The sequence below is a fragment of the Gammaproteobacteria bacterium genome, from assembly GCA_033720895.1.
In the GTDB taxonomy this organism is placed as follows: domain Bacteria; phylum Pseudomonadota; class Gammaproteobacteria; order Natronospirales; family JAJUFS01; genus JAWWBS01.
Map to the genome: position 1 here is coordinate 1 of JAWWBS010000058.1, position 15681 is coordinate 15681.

A 15681-nucleotide genomic window follows, 5' to 3' on the forward strand; every position below is an offset into this window, starting at 1 on the left:
CCAGCTCCGCGGCATCCACCGGCATGACGATATTGTCGCGCACTGTCTGCACGAAACGGGCGTGATCCTCGGCAGGCACTCGTGCCGCAAGCTCCGAATGGGACTCGTGTGCCAGCAACCAGTCCAGCATCTCGCCATCCGCAAGATGATGCACGGCTTCGACCTGCCAGTGCTCCAGTTGCACGGGATCGAAACGGGCCGGGGCGCGGCCGAAGCGCTGCTCGTCGATTTCCGCACTCAACTGTTCGATGTTCTTGAAACCTTCCTCGGCATAGGAATGCCCGAGCCGTGCCAGGTAATTGGCAAGTGCCAGCGGCAGGTAGCCCTGCTCGCGCAGTTCGGCAAGACCAAGACTGCCGAGTCGCTTCGACAGGCCACCGCCATCGCTGTCCTGCACCAGGGCGAAATGCGCGTAAGCGGGTGCTCGCATGCCAAGCGCGTCCAGCAGCAAGAGCTGTCGTGGCGTGTTGGCGAGGTGGTCGACACCGCGCATCGCCAGTGTGACGCCCATCAAGGAGTCATCAATGGCATTGCTGAAGAAGAACGCAGGCGTTCCGTTCGCACGGCGAATGATGAAATCACCGATATCGTCCGTCTTGAAAACCTGCTCGCCGTAGACAAGATCGGTGAACCGAACCTCTTGCCCCAGCGGCACCCGGAAGCGCAATGTCGGCTCCATCCCCTTGCCCAGGCGTTCCTTGATCTCGGTTTCGGACAGCGTCGCGCAGGTTCCCGGGTAGCGCGGCGGCTGGCCGGCCGCCAGCTGGGCCTTGCGTACCAGCTTGAGAGACTCGGGCGAGCAGAAGCAGGGATAAGCCTGGCCCTGCGATTCCAGCCGGGCATAGTGCTCGGCGTACAGATCGCTGCGCTCGGACTGGCGATACGGCCCGTGCGGGCCACCGATGTCAGGGCCCGCCGACCACTGGATACCGAGCCAGGCCAGGTCTTCCAGCAAAGCACCCTCGTGCTCGCGGGTCGAGCGCTCGGCATCCGTATCCTCGATCCTGAGAATCAGCTGCCCGCCACTCCGCGACCCCAGCAAGGCATTGAACAAGGCCGTGCGCGCATTGCCGAGATGCATTCGCCCGGTCGGGGATGGCGCAAAGCGGGTGATATGAGGGCTGTCAGTCATGGCGCGACATCTTAGCAGAGCGCCCTGCTCGCGGCGACGGCCCGGCCCGTCCGGGAACGCCTTGCCAGTGGTTTGTTATGGCCGCTGCAACGGGTAAGATGCTGCCTTCCAGACTAGGATCCGCCCCGGAGATCACCATGACCAAGAAGCTGCTGCTCGGCCTGTTGCTGGCCACCTTCGTCCTGCCTTCGCAGGCCGAGGAATATGTCCGTTTCGAGACCACCGACGGCGACGTCTACATCGAGCTGTTCGACGAGGAAGCTCCGCTGTCCGTCGAGAACTTCAAGCAATACGTCAAGGACGGTTTCTACGACGGAACGATCTTCCATCGCGTGATTGCAGGCTTTGTTGCGCAGGGCGGTGGCTACGACATCGATTTCGACAAGAAGGAAACGCGCGAGCCAGTCAAGAACGAGTCCACCAACGGCCTGTCGAACGAACGCGGCACGCTGGCCATGGCCCGGACCAACGAGCCGGACTCCGCCACCTCGCAGTTCTACATCAACCTGGTGGACAACGATCGCCTGGATGCCAAGGAATACCGCCCGGGCTATACCGTTTTTGGCAAGGTAGTCCGTGGCATGAACGTGATCGACAGCATTGCCGAACTGCCCGTGGGGCCTGCCGGGCCCTTCGGCCAGAACGTGCCGATGCGACCGGTGATCATCGAAAAGGCGGAACTCGTTGCTGCACTGCCGGCTGAAGCTGGACAGGACTCATCGCAGGACTGATGGGACAGGTTCTGTTCATTTCCGACCTGCACCTGGACGAGGCGCGCCCCGAGGTCACGAATCTGTTCCTGGAGTTCCTGGCCACCGAAGCCCGTAGTGCCCATGCGCTGTACATCCTCGGCGATCTCTTCGAGGCGTGGATCGGCGATGACGACCCCAATCCACATCATGCCAGGGTGCAGGATGCGCTGGCGGCACTGACCGCCAGCGGAGTCCCAACCTATTTCATGCATGGCAACCGTGATTTCCTGGTTGGACAGGCGTTCGCAGAGCGAACTGGCGTCCATTTGCTGGAAGATCCCACGGTCATCGATCTCTATGAAGAGCCCACGGTGCTGCTGCATGGCGACACGCTGTGCACGGATGACGTGGAGTACCAGCAGTTTCGCCAGATGGTGAGAAACCCGGACTGGCAGCGCGAGTTCCTGTCGCAGCCAGTGGCTGCCAGGCAGGCATTTGCAGACAAGGCGCGCGCAGAGAGCCGGAGCGCGCAGTCAGGCAAGGCGATGGCCATCATGGACGTGAACCAGGATACGGTGGCGGCCGCCTTCGCGGATTGCGGGGTCAGGCGCATGATCCACGGCCACACCCACCGCCCGGCCATTCACACGCAGTCGATCGGTGGCCAGACCTGCCAGCGCATCGTGCTGGGCGACTGGTATACCCAGGGCAGTGTGCTCCGTGCCACCGCAGCCGGATTGAGTCTCAGCAACCTGCCGCTTTGAGCTCCGCCCCGACCTGCGGCGGACCGCTGTGGAAACGCAATTCACTGTCGGGCCGCGTGTTCAGCTCCATTTCCAGCGCTGCGAAAAATTCTATCCGCGGCTGTATGTCCTCGTCACTGGCTTGCCCGGCCAGCGAAAGGTATTGCTGGAAATGGCGAGACTCCGACGCGCACAGGCCGAGATAGAACTCCGCCACCTCCCGATCTTGCAGCGCCGGTGCCAGTGCTTCGAAACGCTCGCAGGAACGTGCTTCGATAAACGCACCGACCACCAGGATATCGACCAGGCGTTCCGGCTCGCGCGAGCGGACCTTGGCGCGCAAACCTTCTGCGTATCGCGATGCTCCAAGGTGCCCGAAGGCGATATCCCGTTGCTTCATCAGCTTCAGGACCTGCTCGAAGTGCCGCAACTCTTCGCGCGCCAGTCGTGACATGCGGTACGTCAGTGCTTCGAACTCGGGGTAACGAAACAGCAGGTTGATGGCAGTCGATGCCGCTTTCTTCTCACAATGCGCATGATCCACCAGGATCAAGGGAAGATCGGCCGCAGCCGCCTCCACCCACGCTGTCGGTGTCGGACCAGCAAGAAACTCGGTCGGGTTGGCGTAATGCTTCGGCATGCGCGGATTATACCTGACTGGCCGGGCCGACAAGCTTCAGCCCGAACACCACGTCCATCAGGTTGTTGCCGGTAGGGCCGGTGTGCAGCAGGTCGCCGCTTGCCTGCAAGGCCTCGTGAGCCCGGCAGGCTGCCAGCGCGTCCGCAGCATCCCAGCCCTCGATGCTCGAACGCTCCACGCTGCCCCCATCGACCAGCGCACCCGCTTCCTCGGTCGTGCCATCTCGCCCATCGGTACCGAAGGCCAGCAACAGGCAATCATCGCGCCCGGCGATGCCCGCCGCCGCCGCCAATGCCAGGTGCTGGTTGCGGCCGCCCGGAGGTGCATCGGCAGGCACGGCAAGCGTTGTTTCCCCGCCCCAGAGATAAAAGCCAGGTGGACCATCAGCCAGCGCGGCAGCGCAGGCACGCCCCGCCTCGGCTGCATCACCGTCCAGGCGCTTGCGCGCCTGCCGTGCCCAGTTCATGCCAGTTGCTGCCGCTTCCAGCGCGTCCAGCAGGTCGTCGTTGCGCAACACGATATCTGTCTTCGGCCGGGGCAGCGCCAGCGGACGCCACGCGGGCAATGCATGGTCGAGCGACGCCGGCAATTCAGGTGGCGCCGCCAGCGGTATGGCCAGCGCCGAGCCGACAATTGCCGCCTCGTCGGCCTGCGGCCCTGCCGGTACATCGGACACCAGCAATTGCCGCAAGGAGATGCCATCGGGCAGGTGCTGCAACAGGCGACCACCTTTCAGGGCAGAAAGCCGTTGCCGGGCAGCATTCAACTGCGCAATCGGGAGGCCCATGCGATAGAGCCGCTCCTGCCAGTCGAAGTAAGCGGATTGTGCGAGCCCGTGCACGGGCAGGTCGGCAAGCGCGCTCGCCCCGCCGGACAGCAACAGCAGGATGTCGTGGTCGGCACGCGCCAGGAAATCGAGCATGGCCTGGCCTGCGTCGAGGCTGCGGGTATCGGGCAACGGATGCCCCCCGATCCTGATGTCGATATCCACCTGAGCAAAGTCTCGCTGCAGCTCGCGGGCGGCAACCGCCATGCCCTCCGGTACCACCAGCAATGCCGAGCGCATCGTCGGACACGATGACAGCACGCCCTCGGCCATGCCGACGGCCGCCTTGCCCACGCCAAGCACGTGGCGCTCCGTGGCCGGCGCATGCCGAGCGCAATGATCCTGCAGGATGACTGCCGGCTTGCAGGCGTCCAGCGCCTTGTTCAGGCAGGAGAGGAGTTGCTGTCGGGAAGTGGCAGGATACGAGGCCATGCACCGAGCCTAGCCCGGTGCATACCAGCTGTGAAGGGTGAACTCAGGCGCGCTTGACGACGCGCGCCTCGGCCTCGCGATCGGACTTGGCGGAATCCGAGCGCAGCGCCTCGAGGTGATCGAGATATTTATCGGTTACACCGCCAGTAACGTACTTGCCGGAGAAGCAGGAAGCATCGAAGGATTCGGGACTCTCCTTGTAGCGCACCGCGTCGATCAGGTCGTCAAGCTCCTGGTAGATCAGCCAGTCAGCACCGATCTCGGCCTGGACTTCTTCGATACTGCGTCCGGCAGCGACCAGTTCATTCGCCACCGGCATGTCGATGCCATAGACATTCGGGAAACGCACCGGCGGCGCGGCCGAGGCAAAATAGACCTTTTTCGCACCGGCCTCGCGTGCCATCTGGATGATCTGTTGCGAAGTCGTGCCTCGCACGATGGAGTCATCCACCAGCAGGACAACCTTGTCGCGGAACTCGAGATCGATGGCATTCAGCTTGCGCTTGACCGAGCGTTTGCGCTGCTGCTGGCCCGGCATGATGAAAGTCCGGCCGATGTAACGGTTCTTGATGAAACCCTCGCGATACTTCACGCCCAGCGAATTGGCCATCTGCAAGGCGCTGGTCCGGCTGGTGTCCGGAATCGGGATGACGACATCGATGTCGTGTTCCGGCTTGTCCCGCATGATCTTCTCGGCCAGGGCCTCGCCCATGCGCAGGCGCGCCTTGTAGACGGAAATGCCATCGATGATCGAATCCGGTCGGGCGAAGTAGACGTACTCGAAGATGCATGGCGAGTGCACGGGATTCTCGGCGCACTGGCGGGTGTGCAGGGTGCCGTCGTATTCGATGACCACCGCCTCGCCTGGCTGGACGTCGCGTACCATCTCGAAGTTCAGGGCGTCCAGTGCCACGCTTTCCGAGGCCAGCATGTATTCGTCGCCATTCGGCGTGGTGCGCTTGCCGATCACCAGCGGACGGATACCCCACGGATCGCGGTATCCGACAATTCCGTAGTCGTTGATATGCGACACGATGGCGTAGCCACCAATGCAGCGGCGATGCACGCCTTCCACTGCCTTGAAGATGGCATCCGGCGTGATCGTCGTGCTGCCGTGATGCGCCTGCAACTCGTGGGCGAACACGTTGAGAATGATTTCGGAGTCGGAGCCGGTGTTCAGGTGGCGCAGGTCCTCCTTGAACATCAGTTCCCGCAGTTCGTCGGCATTGACCAGGTTGCCGTTGTGCACGATGGAAATGCCCCAGGGGGAATTCGTGTAGAAGGGCTGGGCCTCGTCGGCCCCGGAACTGCCCGCGGTCGGATAGCGGACGTGTCCCACGCCGACGTTGCCGATCAGCAATTCCATGTCCTTCTGCTTGAAGACGTCGGCAACCAGGCCATTCTCCTTGCGGATGAACACCCGTCCCTGGTCGAAAGTCATGATGCCGGCCGCATCCTGGCCGCGGTGCTGCAGCACCGTCAGCGCGTCATACAGCGACTGGTTGACCGGCGACTGGCCGACGATTCCGACAATTCCACACATGCGTCAATACCCGAGGAGTAAAACCCGGGGCGGCGCGTTCAGCGCCAACCCTCTGGAAAAAATCCGAACAGCCAGTTGGCCATCGGCTCGAAATAGGGAATCAGCAAGGCATCCTGCCACCAGGGATCCCGAGAAAGGTTCATCAACAGCCCCACCATGACCAGCACCACGCCGATCACCAAGCCGCGCAGGATGCCGAACACCAGGCCCACTGCACGGTCGGTCCCGGACAAGCCGGTCTTCTCGATCGCCAGTGCGGCAAAGTGGTTCACCAGTGCACCGACCAGCAAAACGATGCCGAACAGCAGGACAAAGCCGGCGACCGCCTGCAGGGAGGGCGTCTCGATCCAGGTGGAGAACCAGGGGGCGGCATTGTCGGCAAAGGCCCAGGCCAGCCAGAAGGCGAAAATCCAGGTTGCCAGGGACAGGGCTTCGCGGACGAAACCGCGCCAGGCGCCGACAATCGCCGAAAGCAGGGTAATGCCTATGATTAACCAGTCGAACCAGACCATCGGGGACTCCGCGCGTGCCGCTTGAATTGCAAAGGTGTGCCGCCTGATTGAGGCGCAAATTCTAACAGAATTAATTCAGGCTGTGCCCCCGGATACGGCCCCCTGGCATCAGTCATTCATTGCCGGCCGTGCCGGCTCGCCCGTTCGCTGCTTGATCTCGGCGGCCTTGGCGGCAGCGGCCTCGCGGTCGGCATAACCGCCGATCCGGACCCGGTAATGCATGCGGCTGCCGTCATCAAAGGGCTGGACGAATGCCGGGTAATCCATGTCTCGAAGCTCGGCGGCAAGGGTTTCCGCATTCTCCGGCTGGCTGAAACTGCCCACCTGCACCGTCCAGGCGCCCGATGGTCGCGACTCGCCTGCTGGCGATTGGCTGCTCGATGGCTCGCTGGAGACTGTTGCGGTCCCGGCCGGGACCTCCCTGGCATTTTCCGGCTCGGCCGGCGGCTGCACGGGAGCCTTTTCCGGCTCGACTGTCGACGCCACCGGGTCGATCGCCGTGACCTCAGCGCTTGCTTGTCCCGTGGCCGGGGCACCCGAATTCGCTGCTTCATCCGGCTTCTTCAAGGGGATGCGCACCGTCTGCACGGCATCGCTGTCTGGCAGGGCAACCGGCTGCTTGACGGGTCGATTCCCGGGACCGGACAGCAGCATGGGGATAAGCAGCACACCCAGGAACACCAGCACTGACGCTCCGACCAATCGCTCCTTCAAGGGTGTATCCACGCCGCCTCCCGTGATTGCGCTGTTCAATCCTGCCCGCTTGCGGCCGAGTATAACCCGGAATCCAATGCCAGCTGGACGGTCTGGAAGGAACCAGTCACCAGCAGGCAATCTTCCGCCTGGAAGTTCGTGCCGAAGGCTTCCAGCGCTTCCGCCATGTCATCGAAGCAGCGTGACGGAATTTCCGCGGGCAGGCCTGCCCTGCCCGCCAGCGTCTCTGCCGTTTGTCCCCGGGTGCCGCCTAGCGTGACAAACCACCACTCGTCGACGACGGGCTCCAGGGCGGCCCGGAATTCACCGGGATTCTTGTCCGCCAGCATGCCTAGCAAGCAGATCCGGCGTCCTGACCGACCCGCAAGGTAAGCCGCCAGCATCTCGGCAGCCGCACGATTATGTCCCGCATCCAGCAGGATTTCGGGCTGTTCGCTGATCTGCTGCAAGCGCCCGGGCAGCCGCACGGCCGCAAGCCCACGCCCGACCGCATCGACCGCCACATCGCGATCCATGACGGTCAGCAGCTGCACGACACAGGCTATGGCCAGGCTGGCATTGCCCAGTTGATGGTCGCCCAGCAGGGCTGGCAGCGGCAGTTCCGCCAGGCGACAGTGGCTGTCCCACCAATCGAACTGGCGGCCATCGCGTTTCCAATGGTAGTCCTCGCCGGCACGGATGAAATTCGCGCCCGTCGCGCTGGCGCGGGCGCGCACGCTGTGCGGTGGCTCGCTGCCGGCATACAAGGCAGGCCTGCCCCGCCTAAAAATGCCGGCCTTCTCGCTGCCAATGGTCTCGATGTCGTCGCCCAGCCAGTCCATGTGATCCAGGCCGACCGAGACCACTGCTGCGACATCCGGATCCACGGCGTTGACAGCATCCAGCCGCCCGCCAAGCCCGACCTCGAGCACGGCAACGTCCACCTCGCGCTCGCGAAACAGCCACAGCGCGGCCAGGGTGCCGAACTCGAAATACGTCAGCTGGATGTCACCGCGCGCTTCGTCGACCGCGGCGAAGGCGGCGCACAGCGCATCGTCGCTGGCATCGACGCCATCGATGGCAATGCGCTCGTTGTAGCGCTGGATGTGCGGGGAAAGGTAACGACCGGTACGCAGGCCATGCTGCTGCAGGATGGCGGCGGCATAACTGGCCGTCGAACCCTTGCCATTGGTGCCGGCAATGGTGAGGACACGATAGTCCGGCTGTCGCAGGTCGAGCCGATCCAGCACCTGCCGAACACGCGCCAGGCCAAGCTCGATACCCCTGGGGTTGAGTCGCTCCTGCCAGTCCAGCCAGTCAGCCAGCGTCTGGAAGCGCATGGCGTCAGCTGTCGCTGGTGCCCGTTTTCGGCTGGCGCATCATCATGGAAAGGACATTGTGAAGGCGATCTCGCATCTCGCGACGGTCCACGATCATGTCGATCGCACCATGCTCCAGCAGGAACTCGCTGCGCTGGAATCCCTCGGGCAGGGTCTCACGCACCGTCTGCTGGATGACACGGGGGCCGGCAAAGCCGATCAACGCCTTGGGTTCGGCGACATTGATGTCGCCCAGCATGGCCAGCGATGCCGACACACCACCGGTGGTCGGATCGGTCAGGACGGAAACAAAGGGCAGCCCCTCGTCGGACATGCGCGCCAGCACAGCACTGGTCTTGGCCATCTGCATCAGCGAAAACAGTGCTTCCTGCATGCGCGCACCGCCGGAGGCGGAGAAATTGATCAACGGGCAGCGGTTCTCCAGCGCACGGTTGGCGGCCAGCGCGAAGCGCTCACCCACCACGGAACCCATGGAACCACCCATGAACTTGAACTCGAAGGCCGTCGCGACAACATCCATGCCCTTCAACTGGCCCTGCATGGCAATCAGCGCATCCTTTTCACCCGTCGCCTTCTGCGAGGCGGAAATGCGGTCCTTGTATTTCTTGCTGTCCTTGAACTTCAGCGCATCGACCGGCTCGACATTGGCGCCGATTTCCTCGCCCGATTGCGGATCAAGGAACATCTCCAGGCGCTGGCGAGCGCCGATTCGCATGTGCTGGCCACACTTGGCGCAGACACTCAGGTTGCGCTCCAGCTCGGCGCGATAGAGAACGGCGCTGCAGCCGGTGCATTTCGTCCAGACGCCCTCGGGCACGCTGCGGCGCTGATCGGCCGAGGTGTTGATGCGGGATGGCACAAGTTTGCGAAACCAGTTCATAGCGTATTCGTTCTCTCTAGTTATCCAGTCGGTACATTCATTTCATCGAGTGCGCGGCGCACGCCGGATACGAACTGGCGGATTTCGCCAGTGGCCGCCGCACCCTGCTCGGCAATGTGACGGACTATCGCGCTGCCGATGATGACTGCATCGGCCGCGCCTGCGGCCTTGACCGCCGACTCGGCATCCGAAATGCCGAAGCCGATACCCACCGGCACGCTGGCGGCTTCGCGGATCTTCCCGACCTGCGACGCCATGGCCTCGGGGTCGGAGCCACCAGCTCCGGTCACACCCTTGAGAGACACATAATATACGAATCCGGTCGCCGCCTCACTGATGCGGGCCAGCCGGTCATCGCGGGTGGTCGGCGAGACCAGGAACACCGACTGCAGCGCCCTGTCGGCGAGCACCGCAGAGATTTCCTCGGCCTCTTCCACCGGCAGGTCGACGACCAGTACGGCGTCCGCGCCCGCAGCGACCGCCTGGTCGGCAAAGGTCTCGTAGCCGATGGATTCCAGCGGATTCAGGTAGCCCATCAGGACGATCGGGGTATCGCTGTCCTTCTCGCGGAATGTCCTGACGATGCCGAACATGTCCTTGATACCGGTTCCCGCTGCCAGCGCTCGCTCGCAAGCTGCCTGGATGGTCGGACCATCGGCAATCGGATCAGTGAAGGGCATGCCGAGCTCGATGACATCGGCGCCGCCGGCAACCATCGCATGCATCAGCTCGACCGTGGCCGCCGCGTCCGGATCGCCCGCCACCAGGTAGGTCACCAGGCCCTTGCGAGACTCCTTCGCCAGCTTGTCGAAACGAACTGCAAGGCGGTTCACAGCGACACCCCCTCTCGCTCGGCAACCGTCATCACATCCTTGTCACCGCGGCCGGAAAGATTGATCACCACGACCGAGCCTGGCTCGAGCCTGTCCTTGAGCACATCGATATAGGCAATGGCATGGGCAGTTTCGAGCGCGGGAATGATGCCCTCGGTTTCCGACAGGTGGTGAAAGGCCGCCAGCGCGGCTTCGTCTGTCACGGCATCGAAGGTCACGCGGCCGATGTCCTTGAGGTAGGCCAGCTCCGGACCGACGCCCGGGTAATCAAGTCCCGCCGAAATACTGTGAGTCTCGATGATCTGGCCGTTCTCGTCTTCCATGAGATACGTGCGATTGCCATGCAGGACACCGACGCGTCCCGCCGACAGGGGCGCCGAATGTCGGCCTGTCTCGACGCCGTCGCCACCCGCTTCGACACCAAAGATCTGCACGCCCTCATCTTCGATGAAAGGATGAAACAGACCGATGGCATTCGAACCGCCACCCACGCAGGCAACCAGCGCGTCCGGCAGACGCCCTTCCTTTTCCATTACCTGGCGGCGGACCTCCCGGCCGATGACCGACTGGAAATCTCGAACCAGCATGGGGTACGGATGCGGGCCGGCTACGGTGCCGATGATGTAAAAGGTGTTGTCGAGATTTGCTGTCCAGTCACGCATTGCTTCGTTCAGCGCATCCTTCAACGTACGCGAACCGGACGTGACCGCGACGACCTTCGCACCCAGCAGTTTCATGCGGAACACGTTCAGCGACTGGCGACGAATGTCCTCCTCACCCATGTAGACCACGCACTCGAGCCCGAGTCGCGCGCAGACGGTGGCCGTAGCCACGCCATGCTGCCCGGCACCGGTCTCGGCAATGATGCGAGTCTTGCCCATGCGCTTGGCCAGCAAGGCCTGCCCGATCGTGTTGTTGATCTTGTGCGCACCGGTGTGGTTCAGGTCCTCGCGCTTGAGGTAAATTTTCAATCCGGTGTCCCGCGACCATCGCTCGGCGAGATACAGGGGCGACGGACGCCCGACGAAATCCGCCAGGTCCGAATCTAGTTCCCGCAGGAACTCCGGATCTTCGCGGAACCGCTCGTACTCTGCGCGCAATTCATCAACCGGCTCCATCAAGGTTTCGGCAATGAAGCGACCGCCAAAGCGGCCGAAGCGGCCCTCGTTGTCAGGCAGTTTGTTCGCGGCTGCCTCACTCGCTGGTTTGCTGGACACGTCTCACCTCTTCAACGAAGGATTTCATTTTTTGCGGGTCCTTCATGCCCGGTTCGGATTCGATGCCACTCGCCACATCAACCGCGAACGGCCGGACCGTCGCGATGGCTTCGGCCACGTTTCCTGCATGCAAGCCACCGGCCAGGATGACCCGTTGCTCGATGGTCGGCAGCGCCTGCCAGTCCGCCGTCCTGCCGGTTCCGCCCGGCGCTCCCGGCGCATGACTGTCAAGCAGGATGCCGGCGGCACCCCGGTACTGGCTCGCCTGTTGCCGCAATTCATCGGCTGGCTGTACCCCCAGTGCCTTGATGTACCGACATTGGTAACGTTGCGCCAGCTGTTCGCAGCCGCGGGGAGATTCGCTGCCATGGAACTGCAGGAGGTCGACCGGCAATTCGCCCATGACACGAGCAATGGCCTCTTCCTCGGGATCCATGAACAAGGCCGTGATGTTCACGAATGCCGGAACGGCATCGATGATCTGCCTGGCCAATGCGATATCGACTGCCCGTCGACTTCCCGGCACGAAAACGAGGCCGATGGCATCGACCCCCAGGGATGCTGCAAGCTCGGCGTCGGCCGGCGAGGTCATGCCACAGAATTTGATTCGCACAGTCATGCCAGCCGGAAGTCCAGTCATCGAGTGCCGTTACAAGGACGTGAGCCCTGCTGACAGCAGGGCTCGGGATGCCTCGAGCTTACCAAATGACTTCGGGGCTGGCGACCTCCTGGCCGGGACCACCTCAAACGTCCTTGCTGCTCTCCTCCAGCCACAGCTGGCGCTCGGGAATGGCATATTCGTCCGGATAGTGCGCCGACAGGAAATACAGACCATGCGGCGGTGCCGTGACGCCACCCAGTGCGCGATCCCTGTAGCCGAGCACTTCCCGGCTCCAGTCTTCAGGCTGCTCACCCTTGCCGATTTCGACAAGTACGCCTGCAATGTTCCTGACCATGTGATGCAGGAAGGCATTGGCCTTGATGTCGATAGTGACGAGTTCGCCATTACGTTCGACCCGGATGTACTCGACGGTCCTCACCGGGCTTTTCGCCTGGCAGGCCAGGGCGCGATACGAGGAGAAGTCATGCTCCCCCTCAAGGTGCCGGGCAGCACGTTGCATGCGCTGCTCGTCCAGCGGCTGGTGCACCCAGGTCATGCGATTTGCCTCCAGTGCGGAGCGGACCCAGCGATTGAGAATGACATAGCGGTAGCTTCGTGCTGTTGCCGAAAACCGTGCATGGAAGGTCTCGTCGACGCTTCTTGCCCAGTTGATGTTGATATCGTCCGGGAGGTTGGAATTGCAACCGAGCACCCAAGAGCGCTCGCGCCGTTCCGATCCGGTTTCGAAATGCACGACCTGGTTGCACGCATGCACACCTGCATCCGTCCGGCCAGCGCAGACAAGGTTGACCGGATGGTCGGCCACCCTGGCCAGGGCTCGTTCTACGGCTTCCTGGACGCTGGGCGCATGGGGCTGTTGCTGCCAGCCCGAATAACGCGACCCATCGTATTCGACACCGAGTGCGATCTTCATGAGCTGGCTCGTCCTTCATCGGGACCCTGTCCGGCTCCCGGGACTGCGCCCTGCTCGACGTCGAGCAGCGACCTTGCCAACGCATCCAGCCAGTTGCGTTCGACCTGTCGGCGCTGGCGCAAGAGCTGCTCTGCATGCGTCAGGCTGGCCAGCAGCAAGGCCATGCGACGCGCCAGGGCGTCAGCTCTCTTTGCCGGGAGCAGTCCCAGCGAGCGGCGCAGTGCACCCACAATCTCCTCCCGCGAATAGGCCGCAAGGAAAATCACCGCGAGGGCCGACAGCGTCATCAACAAGGCGGTCCTGTCCACCAGCAGCAACACGCCTTCCCGGCTTGGCGACCAATCCCCGAACGCAGGCAGCAAAGGCGCTCCGGGAGTGAAGAACAATGCCAGTGCGGCGAGGGACAGCAGCAGCCAGCGCAATCGCAGCCAGGCACGCAAGACAGCCTTTCGTCGCCCGCTGCCATGCATTGCAAACGCCAGAACCAGCAAGGCAACGACGACGTTTACCATTCCACCCTGCCACGGCAGGACGAAGGCGATCAGCAACAAGAAAAGCAAGGCAGCATGTGCGGTCGGTTTCATCACGTCATTCTACGCGCATCTTCCAGGCGAGAAAAAAACGCCCCGCTGGGCGGGGCGTCATGTTGCTTGCAAGCGGATCAGAGCGAGTCGATCAGGGACTGTGCGGTCGCCTTCTGCTCGTCATCACCTTCGGCCAGCACCTCTTCGAGGATGCTGCGTGCGCCATCCGGATCGCCCATTTCAATATAGGCCTGCGCAAGGTCCAGCTTGGTACCGATTTCGCCGAGCCCGCCTTCGTCGTCGTCATCATCCGAACCGCTGTCATCAGCGCTGTCCGAAGCGGATGAATCGAAGTCGAATTCGTCGAGGTTCAGGTCACCACCGGCCTCTTCTGCCGAGGACTCCGACCCGCCGTCCGGCTGGTTGGTATCGACATAGGCAGACAGTTCTTCAAGCGCCTTGTCGAACTCGGACTGCGTGTCATCGTCCGAACCACTATCGCTGGACGCGTCATCACCGGCATCGAGGTCGCCTCCCAGGTCACCACCAAGGTCGCTGTCGAGGTCGCTGTCAAGATCGCCGCCGAAGTCTCCGAAATCACCCAGGCCATCATCATCACCGCTGTCGGCGCTGAGATCGACCAGGGGTTCGTCATCCGCTCCGCTGTCGTCACCTTCACCAAGGTTCAGATCGAAGTCGAGGGCCCCGTCATCGTCGTCGGATGAGGCGTCCGAAACCGGCGCGGGCGCGGACTCATCGCTGTCGGAATCGTCGCCTGCACCGAAATCCATGTCGAAGTCGATTTCATCCGAGCCACTGTCTGCCGACGTGTCGGCGGACGGTTCCTCACTCGGCAAATCAAAGCTGGCATGCTCGGTCTCGACGCCGACATCGGCATCACTGCCACTGTCTCCGGAGACTTCACCACCGGCTGCCTCGAAATCCAGGTCAACAGCCCCACCACCGGTACCACCGTCCGCAAACAGGGGGTTATCACCGGCAATCTGCTTGCCCATGATGGCGATGTTGCTCCATTCGGAATCACCCGTGCCAACCTGGTCCTTCAGGGCCGTCGCCGCGGCAATGAAGCCGTCCGCGTTATTGGCCGCGAAGTGAATTTCGGCCAGCTTGACCTTCAGTTCCTTGCTGGAAGGATTGGCAGCAATGGCCTTGTCGATGACATCGGCCGCCTGATCGTAGAGTCCGTAAGCCATGTGGAAATCGGCTTCCGACATCGGATCGTTTTCGTCCAGCATCTGCGTATCGCTGCCGACCACGGTCTCCGTGTAATCCTGGCCGCCGTCGTCGCTCCCTGCGCCCGACGTCATCGCCTGCGTTTCTTCGGCTTCGCTCAGCATCTGCGTGGCAGCTTCGTCATCTTCAAGACGCTGCGTACCCGTGTCCTCGTCTCGATGCTCGTCGGAGCCGAACATGGCACCCATTTCATCATCGCCGGAGGTCGCTTCGGTATCGTCGGCGCTGCCGGCAACCACCGTCACATCATCATCGCCTTCGTCATCAAGATCCCAGCCCGTCATCTCGGCACTGGTCTGGGCCGCAGCATCCGAACGACGTTTGCGAATCATGAATGCGACGAGAATGACCATCACCAGCAATCCGCCGATGGCACCCAGGCCGATAGGCGAGGTGACGAAGCCCAGGGCCTTGTCCACCATGCTCGGTTCCGGGCGGCGGCGAACAACCGGCGTCGGAGCCTCTTCCTCGTCGGCTGCTTCGGTATCCGCAGTCACGCCGTCAGCGGCACCCATGTCGGTCGAATCCGTCTCGGCAAGGCTGTCGCCGGCAACGGTATCGTCCATGGTGTCGCCAGCAGCATCGCTATCCATGTCACCCGCCGCATCGACTGGCTGCTCGGTGCCTGACTGATCAGCACCTGCCTGGTCGGCCAGGGGGTCACCCGGCAATACCGGCGGCAAGTCCTCGTAGGACTCTTCCGCGTCGGCAGCCGATTCCGTACCAATATCCTCGGTCGGTTCATCGATCGCGGCACCCTGGGCATCGCTGTCCTGCATGGCCTGGAACGTCTCTGACTCGACCGTCGCCAGGCGTTCTTCGCCGGACTCTTCGACACCGAGGTCAACGGCACCACTGTCGGCATCATCGCCGGCAGCCAGCGCA

General features: G+C 62.8%; 16 protein-coding genes. 2 read left to right on the forward strand and 14 right to left on the reverse strand.

Going from position 1 to position 15681, the window contains the following annotated elements:
- Positions 1 to 1132: glutamate--tRNA ligase (gene gltX, locus R3217_08630; protein MDX1455504.1), on the reverse strand; the 1132-nt coding region annotated here is incomplete at its 3' end.
- A 137-nt stretch (positions 1133 to 1269) separates the two neighbouring features.
- Between gltX and R3217_08635 the strand changes: the two genes are divergently transcribed.
- Complete coding sequence (locus tag R3217_08635; GenBank protein ID MDX1455505.1) at positions 1270 to 1863, forward strand: peptidylprolyl isomerase; 594 nt, start codon at positions 1270 to 1272, stop codon at positions 1861 to 1863.
- Positions 1863 to 2588 carry a UDP-2,3-diacylglucosamine diphosphatase gene (locus R3217_08640; protein MDX1455506.1) on the forward strand — a complete coding sequence of 242 codons (726 nt, stop codon included), beginning with the start codon at positions 1863 to 1865 and terminating at the stop codon, positions 2586 to 2588. The genes R3217_08635 and R3217_08640 overlap by 1 nt, the downstream gene beginning before the upstream one ends.
- Here the strand turns inward: R3217_08640 and R3217_08645 are convergent.
- From R3217_08645 to R3217_08705, 13 genes are all read right to left on the reverse strand, one after another.
- The gene (locus R3217_08645; protein ID MDX1455507.1) at positions 2569 to 3207 is read right to left on the reverse strand and encodes a tRNA-(ms[2]io[6]A)-hydroxylase; all 639 of its coding nucleotides are present in this window, start codon (positions 3205 to 3207) and stop codon (positions 2569 to 2571) included. The two genes, R3217_08640 and R3217_08645, sit on opposite strands and share 20 nt — an antisense overlap.
- A 7-nt stretch (positions 3208 to 3214) precedes the next feature.
- A complete protein-coding gene (locus tag R3217_08650) occupies positions 3215 to 4465 on the reverse strand; it encodes a DUF4147 domain-containing protein (protein ID MDX1455508.1) in 1251 nt (416 codons plus the stop codon).
- Between the two features lie 43 nt (positions 4466 to 4508).
- A complete protein-coding gene (gene purF, locus R3217_08655) occupies positions 4509 to 6008 on the reverse strand; it encodes an amidophosphoribosyltransferase (protein ID MDX1455509.1) in 1500 nt (499 codons plus the stop codon).
- Between the two features lie 38 nt (positions 6009 to 6046).
- Positions 6047 to 6520 (reverse strand): CvpA family protein, encoded by a 474-nt coding sequence (locus R3217_08660; GenBank protein ID MDX1455510.1) that lies wholly within the window; start codon positions 6518 to 6520, stop codon positions 6047 to 6049.
- 108 nt (positions 6521 to 6628) lie between these two features.
- Entirely contained in the window at positions 6629 to 7246 is a 618-nt protein-coding gene (locus tag R3217_08665; protein ID MDX1455511.1) for an SPOR domain-containing protein, read from the reverse strand.
- Positions 7247 to 7269: 23 nt separating this feature from the next.
- Positions 7270 to 8553 (reverse strand): bifunctional tetrahydrofolate synthase/dihydrofolate synthase, encoded by a 1284-nt coding sequence (gene folC, locus R3217_08670; protein ID MDX1455512.1) that lies wholly within the window; start codon positions 8551 to 8553, stop codon positions 7270 to 7272.
- Positions 8554 to 8557: 4 nt separating this feature from the next.
- The gene (accD, locus tag R3217_08675; protein ID MDX1455513.1) at positions 8558 to 9433 is read right to left on the reverse strand and encodes an acetyl-CoA carboxylase, carboxyltransferase subunit beta; all 876 of its coding nucleotides are present in this window, start codon (positions 9431 to 9433) and stop codon (positions 8558 to 8560) included.
- Positions 9434 to 9453: 20 nt separating this feature from the next.
- Positions 9454 to 10266: a tryptophan synthase subunit alpha gene (trpA, locus tag R3217_08680; GenBank protein ID MDX1455514.1), complete on the reverse strand. Its 813-nt coding sequence runs from the start codon at positions 10264 to 10266 to the stop codon at positions 9454 to 9456.
- Entirely contained in the window at positions 10263 to 11483 is a 1221-nt protein-coding gene (gene trpB / locus R3217_08685; GenBank protein ID MDX1455515.1) for a tryptophan synthase subunit beta, read from the reverse strand. The genes trpA and trpB overlap by 4 nt, the downstream gene beginning before the upstream one ends.
- Positions 11461 to 12102, reverse strand: coding sequence for a phosphoribosylanthranilate isomerase (locus R3217_08690; GenBank protein ID MDX1455516.1), 642 nt, complete (start codon positions 12100 to 12102; stop codon positions 11461 to 11463). Before R3217_08690 ends, trpB begins: the two co-directional genes overlap by 23 nt.
- 124 nt (positions 12103 to 12226) lie before the next feature.
- Positions 12227 to 13018, reverse strand: coding sequence for a tRNA pseudouridine(38-40) synthase TruA (truA, locus tag R3217_08695; protein ID MDX1455517.1), 792 nt, complete (start codon positions 13016 to 13018; stop codon positions 12227 to 12229).
- Complete coding sequence (locus R3217_08700; GenBank protein MDX1455518.1) at positions 13015 to 13602, reverse strand: CbiQ family ECF transporter T component; 588 nt, start codon at positions 13600 to 13602, stop codon at positions 13015 to 13017. The genes truA and R3217_08700 overlap by 4 nt, the downstream gene beginning before the upstream one ends.
- Positions 13603 to 13679: 77 nt before the next feature.
- On the reverse strand, positions 13680 to 15681 hold a 2002-nt coding region (locus R3217_08705; protein ID MDX1455519.1), incomplete at its 5' end, for a FimV/HubP family polar landmark protein.

Bases quoted from the DNA above. Each gene is read 5' to 3' on its own strand.
- R3217_08635 (MDX1455505.1), top strand. From the start codon at position 1,270: ATGACCAAGAAGCTGCTGCTCGGCCTGTTGCTGGCCACCTTCGTCCTG.
- R3217_08640 (MDX1455506.1), top strand. From the start codon at position 1,863: ATGGGACAGGTTCTGTTCATTTCCGACCTGCACCTGGACGAGGCGCGC.
- R3217_08645 (MDX1455507.1), bottom strand. From the start codon at position 3,207: ATGCCGAAGCATTACGCCAACCCGACCGAGTTTCTTGCTGGTCCGACA.
- R3217_08650 (MDX1455508.1), bottom strand. From the start codon at position 4,465: ATGGCCTCGTATCCTGCCACTTCCCGACAGCAACTCCTCTCCTGCCTG.
- purF (MDX1455509.1), bottom strand. From the start codon at position 6,008: ATGTGTGGAATTGTCGGAATCGTCGGCCAGTCGCCGGTCAACCAGTCG.
- R3217_08660 (MDX1455510.1), bottom strand. From the start codon at position 6,520: ATGGTCTGGTTCGACTGGTTAATCATAGGCATTACCCTGCTTTCGGCG.
- folC (MDX1455512.1), bottom strand. From the start codon at position 8,553: ATGCGCTTCCAGACGCTGGCTGACTGGCTGGACTGGCAGGAGCGACTC.
- accD (MDX1455513.1), bottom strand. From the start codon at position 9,433: ATGAACTGGTTTCGCAAACTTGTGCCATCCCGCATCAACACCTCGGCC.
- R3217_08690 (MDX1455516.1), bottom strand. From the start codon at position 12,102: ATGACTGTGCGAATCAAATTCTGTGGCATGACCTCGCCGGCCGACGCC.
- truA (MDX1455517.1), bottom strand. From the start codon at position 13,018: ATGAAGATCGCACTCGGTGTCGAATACGATGGGTCGCGTTATTCGGGC.
- R3217_08700 (MDX1455518.1), bottom strand. From the start codon at position 13,602: ATGAAACCGACCGCACATGCTGCCTTGCTTTTCTTGTTGCTGATCGCC.